Source organism: Marinovum algicola, from assembly GCF_900109145.1.
Lineage (GTDB): Bacteria > Pseudomonadota > Alphaproteobacteria > Rhodobacterales > Rhodobacteraceae > Marinovum > Marinovum algicola.
The window spans coordinates 1-6,620 of record NZ_FNYY01000051.1 but is presented as its reverse complement, the minus strand read 5'-3'; the positions used below and the strand labels follow the sequence as shown (position 1 = coordinate 6,620).

8 protein-coding genes are annotated in these 6,620 nt (G+C 61.6%); 1 reads left to right on the top strand and 7 read right to left on the bottom strand.

What is annotated here, in order from left to right; translation table 11 throughout:
• Positions 1 to 434 precede the first annotated feature (434 nt).
• Positions 435 to 878 (top strand): GFA family protein, encoded by a 444-nt coding sequence (locus BMW90_RS25915; protein ID WP_074840664.1) that lies wholly within the window; start codon positions 435 to 437, stop codon positions 876 to 878.
• Positions 879 to 1,034: 156 nt separating this feature from the next.
• Here BMW90_RS25915 and BMW90_RS25910 read toward each other — a convergent pair whose 3' ends face one another.
• The 7 genes from BMW90_RS25910 to BMW90_RS25880 all read right to left on the bottom strand — a co-directional run bounded on the left by BMW90_RS25910 (position 1,035) and on the right by BMW90_RS25880 (position 6,539).
• On the bottom strand, positions 1,035 to 2,111 hold the full coding sequence (locus tag BMW90_RS25910) for a TrbL/VirB6 family protein (RefSeq protein ID WP_074840662.1): 1,077 nt from the start codon (positions 2,109 to 2,111) through the stop codon (positions 1,035 to 1,037).
• A 12-nt stretch (positions 2,112 to 2,123) separates the two neighbouring features.
• Positions 2,124 to 2,534: a hypothetical protein gene (locus BMW90_RS25905; protein WP_074840660.1), complete on the bottom strand. Its 411-nt coding sequence runs from the start codon at positions 2,532 to 2,534 to the stop codon at positions 2,124 to 2,126.
• Positions 2,531 to 2,725, bottom strand: a complete 195-nt coding sequence (locus BMW90_RS25900; RefSeq protein WP_074840658.1) for a DUF4177 domain-containing protein — start codon at positions 2,723 to 2,725, stop codon at positions 2,531 to 2,533. Before BMW90_RS25900 ends, BMW90_RS25905 begins: the two co-directional genes overlap by 4 nt.
• Positions 2,722 to 3,708, bottom strand: coding sequence for an ATPase, T2SS/T4P/T4SS family (locus tag BMW90_RS25895; protein ID WP_074840656.1), 987 nt, complete (start codon positions 3,706 to 3,708; stop codon positions 2,722 to 2,724). Before BMW90_RS25895 ends, BMW90_RS25900 begins: the two co-directional genes overlap by 4 nt.
• Positions 3,709 to 3,712: 4 nt before the next feature.
• Entirely contained in the window at positions 3,713 to 5,092 is a 1,380-nt protein-coding gene (locus tag BMW90_RS25890) for a TraB/TrbI/VirB10 family type IV secretion system protein (protein WP_074840654.1), read from the bottom strand.
• Positions 5,089 to 5,784 (bottom strand): TrbG/VirB9 family P-type conjugative transfer protein, encoded by a 696-nt coding sequence (locus tag BMW90_RS25885; protein WP_074840652.1) that lies wholly within the window; start codon positions 5,782 to 5,784, stop codon positions 5,089 to 5,091. Before BMW90_RS25885 ends, BMW90_RS25890 begins: the two co-directional genes overlap by 4 nt.
• A gap of 101 nt (positions 5,785 to 5,885) precedes the next feature.
• Positions 5,886 to 6,539 (bottom strand): VirB8 family type IV secretion system protein, encoded by a 654-nt coding sequence (locus BMW90_RS25880; protein ID WP_074840650.1) that lies wholly within the window; start codon positions 6,537 to 6,539, stop codon positions 5,886 to 5,888.
• Positions 6,540 to 6,620 lie beyond the last annotated feature (81 nt).

Here is a 6,620-nt window from a genome sequence, read left to right as displayed (position 1 = left end):
CTGCCGTTCGGCATCCAGATCGGCCAGACGCGCTCGAACCCGCGCCATTTCCTCCCCGATGTCGCTCTTTTCTGCCACCCGCGGTTTCCACCCAATCTTTTCCCTTCCGCCAAGCATAAAGCGCGAAACGGACTGGCGTAAGCGGGTCTTCCCGATCGTCAGCACGGCCACTGAGCGGAGAGTTGGAGGGGGAGTTCATGGAAGATGTCCTTCTGCGGTTGAGAGCAGAGGCGTCATGATTATCCAAAGTGGAAACCCGAAAATGAATCAGCAGAACAACAGGTTGAAATCCCGAACTCCGCATAACGGTGACGCGGCATATTACGTCTTATCCGGAACTCCGGATAAGACACAATCTCTGTTTGTTATTGATACGCGAGTTCCTAAAGATTTTTTGCTCGATTATTTGCCGACCACCATCGAAGGGATAGTGCATGAGTGAAACCGTGGGATACCATGAAGGTCACTGCCTCTGTGGCGACGTTACGATCCGCATCGACGGCCAACACGATCCACGAACCGGAGCCTGCCATTGCCGCATGTGCCAGCGATGGTCTGGCGGACTTTTTTTGTGCTTCCACGCTGACTATGAGGCGGTTACTGTCGAGGGACCAGTGACGCGCTTCGCATCGACCGCTTTCGCTGAGCGGGCCTTCTGTGCGAACTGCGGCTCACACCTTTGGATGCGGGACACAGATGATGGGGCGTCAGGCTATGACCTGATGCCGGGTTTATTCGACGCTGCAATCGATTGGCCGCTTCGCTCTGAGATATACACCGACCGCGCCATGGCCGCTATCAGGTTGGAGGGCAACCACGATCGTGCCACCCGGGCCGAATATGAAGCCAAGAATCCGCACGTCAAGGATGATGTCTGAATCTCATGGCATCAGAGTTTTAGACCATTGCTCAGCGGCAGTATCGTCCGCAAGGCGAACCTTCACGCTCCAAAATACTGCACCATGGACGAATGCCCGGTCCGGTGAAGCTGCGCCGCAGCGCCTGGCTATTTGTTGAAGGTCCGGAACGGGCCGTCACCGTCGGCCAAGTCGACCCAGTCTCGCCAGCTGCGCCAGCATTTTTGACCCCGAGTCTGCGGATCCTGTGCCTCCTGCGGAACCCGTCTGCCCCATGCCCTGCCTCACGGGCATCTGCTGCACGCCGAAGAACTGCCGCGCCCTGAGGGCTGCGTATTCTGCGCCACTTGCGCCTCCGATCAGGTAGCGATTGTAGGCCTGCTGGCTGCCCATGGCGGCGCGGGCAAAGCTGTAGCCGCCGCCGAGGCCACCGGAGAGGGCAGGCATCATGATGTTGCCGGAGATCGCGCGGACGATAAAGGGTGTTGCGATTATGAACCCTTTGGCCATGAGCACCATCATGAAGAAGGGGATGAGCGCTCCTATATTTGAGGCCCCTTCCGGGTCGCCAAGCTCACCGATCAGAGCGGAAGAGACGCCAGTGATCGTTGCGAACACGCCTGCGACGACGATGGGGTAGAGCGCGAAGGAAACCAACGCCGAAAGCCAGCGCGCGAAATAGTCCTTGGTGACCTCGAAGAGGGTCAGGAAAATCATCACCGGTGCGATCCCGATCAGAAGTGCGATCATCAGGCGGGATGCCACGAGGATGAAGGCGGCCAGCCCGCCGAGGATCGAGAGCAAGAGGACCCCGACAATGTCGAGCATGGCCCCTGCCATCCAGTTCAGCTCGGACCCAGCGGCGTTGAGATAGTCCCCTAGTTCCGCGATTAGTCGGTCAAACTCTTCGGCGAAAGTGCCAGAAGGGCCGGGAGTTCCACCACCAACGGAAGCAACCAGCGCACCCGCAATGCTGTCGATCCCGGCCAGGATGGCGGAGGAGAGGGCGTTGAACTGCACCCAGTTGGTTGCAAATATCCCGATGAGCCCGATCTTGACCGCGAGCCAGAATGCCGTGCGTCCGTCCATCGCCTTGTACTGGTAGATCATGTTCAGGAAAACGAGAACCACCACCAGCGTTGTTCCCAGCACCAGAAGCGTGCCAACCGTTGCCGCAACCGATCCGAACTGGGTTTCTGCGGCGGTGTCGAGATAGCCCTGGGAGGTTTCAACGAAATAGGTGACGACGCTCATTGGGGATCAGCCTTACCAATTGCCCGCGGCTTCGCAGATGGCCTTGGCGGCAGGGCGGGCGGCGTTGGCGCGGCGGTTGTAGGCGTCCGAGGCCTGCAGCATCTCCCATCGTTCGCCACTCGCGTGGACCTCGCGAAACATCGCCTCGGCATCGTCCCAGGACGGGAACCGGATCTCGCAATTGCAGCTGCCAGTCTCGACGATGCGCTCAAGGTTTTGGGCACGGTAGATGTCTTGGACCAGCACGCGCTGATAGGCTTGGCGCAGGGGGATTTCTTGCATCCAGCTGAGTTCAGCGGGGCGGTCCGGACAGACATCGAAGCGGCGCTCCAAGGTAGGGACTAGGTCGCGCTCGGCAACGGCGAAGGCTGGCGTCAGACTTAGGGTCAGCGCGGCCAAGGTGAGGTGCTGCGCCTGCCTCATGCCGTGGCTCCAGCGGGTGTAATTTCGCGTTTCAGGAAAACGGTGTGCCCGATATTGGCGAATTCCGAAGTGCTGATCGACACCACCTCCCACCCGTCTGCGCCCTTCTCGTTCAGGCAGGTCTGCATGTCGGCAAGGCTGGTTTTGCGGGTCATGGGAAAGGACAAGATATCGTATTCAAAGGTCTTCATGAGGAAGTTCCAATCTCAGTTGCGCCGGGGAGGTAGAATTCCGTGATACCGCGCTTGCCGTCGTGGCGACCGGCCTGGATGATCACGTCGATGGAGTTCTCGATGTACTGGATCATGTCGGCATAGGTCATCGGGATCTCGGTCTTGAGTGCTGCGATCGCGAGCCGCTGCACGGCCAATTGCGGGGTTTCGGCATGCAGCGTGGTCATGGACCCGCCATGGCCGGTGTTGATGGCTTCCAGAAAGGTCATGGCCTCCTTGCCGCGCACCTCGCCCAGGATGATCCGATCGGGGCGCATGCGGAGCGTCGCAGTGAGAAGCACATCGGCGGTTTGGAACTCCGCGTCGCGATTGGCGATGAGGGTCACGGCATTGGGCTGGGTCGGCAGAAGCTCGGAGGCTTCCTCAATGGTGACGATGCGTTCCTCGGCCGGAACGTGCGAGAGGATTTTGCGCGCGGCCACGGTCTTGCCGGTTGAGGTGCCGCCCGAGACGATCATGTTGAGTTTGTTCTCGACGCAGAAGGCAAGCGCATCATCGATCAAACCCGCGGACACCACGGCGCGCAAGGCGCGCTTCTTTTCCACGCGCAGGTCTTCGAGCTTTCGCTCCTTTCCGTAGAGGAAATCGAGCGCAATGCCCTCGAGTGGCAGGTTCGAGAAGAACCGCAGGCTGATCGACATGGCCGAGAGCACGGCGGGCGGGGTGATGACCTGTGCGCGGATCGGGCGACCCTTGTAGGTGATCGAGACCGAGACGATGGGCCGGTCCTTGCTCATGGTGGTGTTGGCGGAGGAGGCGATCTGGTTGCCGAGATCCTTCACTTCTGTCGCGGTCAGCGTTTGATCCAGCGCCCGCATGAAATGATCGCCCTGGAATTCGCCCCAGCAGGTGCCATCAGGGTTGATGCAGATCTCGATGACATCGTCGCGGGCGGCGGCGTCGATCCTGTCGAGGGAGGTTTCGAGATAGCTCAGCGACATGGGCTCAGAATATCTCCAGATCGCGGTCGACCATGACGGTGACGCGCGCGCCCTGGTCGACATAGATGACGGGGCCGATGGAGAGGTAATCGCCAATGACGCTGTCAGTGGCATCTGCCAGATCATCGCCAACGTCTTCGAGAACGTCGGCGGCAGTCTCATCCTGGACCTCGGAGGCGGCGGCACTTCGTGCCGCGGAAATCAGCGAGATCAGGGCGGCCGAGCCGAAGCGTTCGTCAAAGCGTGTATCGACAAAACCCGTGACGCCGGAGCGGCCCAGCTCGTCTCCCCCAAAGGAACTGATCTGAATGGTCTGGTTATCGGGCAGGATGATCCGGTCCCAGGCGATCGTGACGCGGCGCTGCGCGATATCGACGCCAGCGCGGTAGCGCCCGACGAGACGGGATCCGCGGGGGATCAACAGGCGCGCGCCATCGACGCTGTAGACATCCTCGGACACCACGGCACGGGTCTGGCCGGGCAGGGAGCTGTCGAGGGCGGTTTCCATGACGGCCTGGATCATGGTGCCCTGGATGATGGTGTTGGAGGGATTGGCGATCACCTCGGCCTGCGTCACGGTGGAGGGCAATGCCCCGTTCAGCACGAAATCCGTCACCTCGCCGAAGGTGCGTTCGGTCAGAGCCGTTTCATTCGCTCCGGACGTGCCGCCAAACGCGATGGTGGGCGAGGCGATGCGCCGCTCCTGGAAGGCGCGTTCCTCCGCGGCGCGGCGCTCCAGCTCGGCCATGCGCCGGGCTTCTTCCTCGCGGCGCAGTCGCTCTTGCTCGCGTGCGCGCAGCTCATCTTCCGTGGGGCCCGCTGGGGCGGGCTGGGGTCGGCTGGCCTCGAGTTGGGCCAGTTCCAGATCCATGCGTAATTGCTCAAGGCTGCGATCCCGCGCCGTCAGTTCGTCCTGGAATCGTTGCTGTGCGGCTTCCGAGGCGGCTTGCAGCGCCGCGATCTGAGCGGTCAGCGCGTCGATCGCCTCTGCGGCGGCGGTGTCTTCCTCGACGACCGGTTCGGGGGCGTTGCGCAATTCCTCGATCTGAGCCTGCAGCGCGGTGATCTGCGCCAGAAGCTCCGCGTTGGGCTCGACTGGATCCGGTCCGACAAACACAACCTCGGGCTCGGGCGGGGGCAAGGTCTCGATAGCGCCAAAGCCGTCCCCCTCGTTTTGGAAGACGTCCGGGGTGGCCGTCGGCAAGGCTTCCTCTTCGTCGGGCTGTGAGAGGAGATAGAGCAGGGCACCACCTGCGCCGATGACGAGGATCACGATCAGCGCGAGAAGGGGCGACCGGCGCTGCGCCGCTATGGGGGCGCGGGCACTGCCTTTCTCCAGGGCGGCGAGGCGCCTTTCCAGCTCGGTGTTCCCGGTATCGCTCATGAGGCGGCCTCCGCGGGCGGGATCGCCTCGATGCAGACCACCTCTTCGCCAAGTCGCAGGACCCATTGGCGGTTTACGCCGCTGACACGGATCACACCGTCCTCAGGGGTTTGCGTGTTGACCGTGCGCTCGCGGCCGCCCGCGTAGCGGAAGATCGCTGGCACAGGTGCGTTTCTCGGAAAGGCGAAATACGTGAACGTCCCGTCATCCCAGATGCGGGTTGGCGTGAACTCGGTCCGCGCGCTGGCACCGTAATTGTAGTTTGGTGCTTGGGCGGCGATGGCCCGGGTCGGGCGCGCAGCGTCATTAGGGTAGCGGAACTGCACCACATAGAAGGTTGGGCTGCGGACCTCCTGGACGTTGAAATAGTAGCTGCGCCTGTTCGTGTAGACGGTCACATTAGTATGCACCCCGCGCGCCACAGGCTTGATCGCGAAGGCCTGACCGCCCGGGACGCCGTCGATCTCGAAGCCCTCGGTGTCGCCCGCGATAATCGAGCGGATTCTTTCGCCCTCACCAAACTCGATGGTGGTGACATGGGTGAGCGAGACGCTGAGGCGGTAGACCTGACCTTCTTGATATGTTGCCAGCCGCACGCGGCTGTCATTTGGACCACCGCGCGGGATCGCTTCGGCAAAGGCAAGGGCAGGCAGCAAAACAAATATGGCGGCAACAAAGAACTTATTGATCAACCACGCGTCTCCGGAACGAGGAGTGTCGCCAATACCCTGCCGCGCTGCGCGCTCTCGGGACATTGGCGACAAGGTAATTTGATTTGAATTCCAGAAACGCATTAGTTCTCCAATCTGTCGGAGCGAATGGAATATTCGAGCACGGTGAACCCAAACGGGTTGGTCCAGACCTCATCGATGGACCGGCGGGTCTCGGGACGGAACTCAAAGAGAAGCGTGGCGGTGAAGAGCCCGGTCTGGGTGCCGTTGATAGATGTCAGACGCTTGCGCAAGCGCACGGTGGCGCGATTGCTGCCGATGCGGTTGATGCTGAGGATTTCCACGTCGAGCCGGGCATTGGGGCCATAGACGGTCGGCGGATAGTTCTCGTTGGCGCTGTTCCAGATCTGGCGCAGCCCGCTCTCGGCAGCTCCGTCCGAGCGGCGCAGGACGCTGCGGATGCGCAGATCGTTGTCGAGCTGGTTATAGACCTCCCGGTCGGCCACATAGCGGAACACCTCCGCCTCGATGATCGCCTGGTTGGCGGTCACCGAGGAGGCGCCCACCGAGGCTTCGGGGAGTGCAAAGCCGGTGGCGGGATCATAGGGGACAACGACGGGGGGCGGGTCGACATCGAGGATCGAGACAGCCGCGGCACTCAGACAGCCGATGATACCGAAGACAAGGCCCATCAGGCCAAGGCGTTGCCAGAGCCGTTCGCGGCGCAAGGCACCGTAGACCAGTTCTTCCTCGATGATCTCTTGTTCACTATCCATTGAATGGAACGAAGCCACCGGCTTCCAGCCGGTCCGCTTCAGCTGACGAATGAGGGCTCCCCCGGGATTTGAGACCGCCCG

Coding starts and splice junctions, on each gene's coding strand:
- BMW90_RS25915 (WP_074840664.1), top strand. CDS start 435: ATGAGTGAAACCGTGGGATACCATGAAGGTCACTGCCTCTGTGGCGAC.
- BMW90_RS25910 (WP_074840662.1), bottom strand. CDS start 2,111: ATGAGCGTCGTCACCTATTTCGTTGAAACCTCCCAGGGCTATCTCGAC.
- BMW90_RS25905 (WP_074840660.1), bottom strand. CDS start 2,534: ATGAGGCAGGCGCAGCACCTCACCTTGGCCGCGCTGACCCTAAGTCTG.
- BMW90_RS25900 (WP_074840658.1), bottom strand. CDS start 2,725: ATGAAGACCTTTGAATACGATATCTTGTCCTTTCCCATGACCCGCAAA.
- BMW90_RS25895 (WP_074840656.1), bottom strand. CDS start 3,708: ATGTCGCTGAGCTATCTCGAAACCTCCCTCGACAGGATCGACGCCGCC.
- BMW90_RS25890 (WP_074840654.1), bottom strand. CDS start 5,092: ATGAGCGATACCGGGAACACCGAGCTGGAAAGGCGCCTCGCCGCCCTG.
- BMW90_RS25880 (WP_074840650.1), bottom strand. CDS start 6,539: ATGGATAGTGAACAAGAGATCATCGAGGAAGAACTGGTCTACGGTGCC.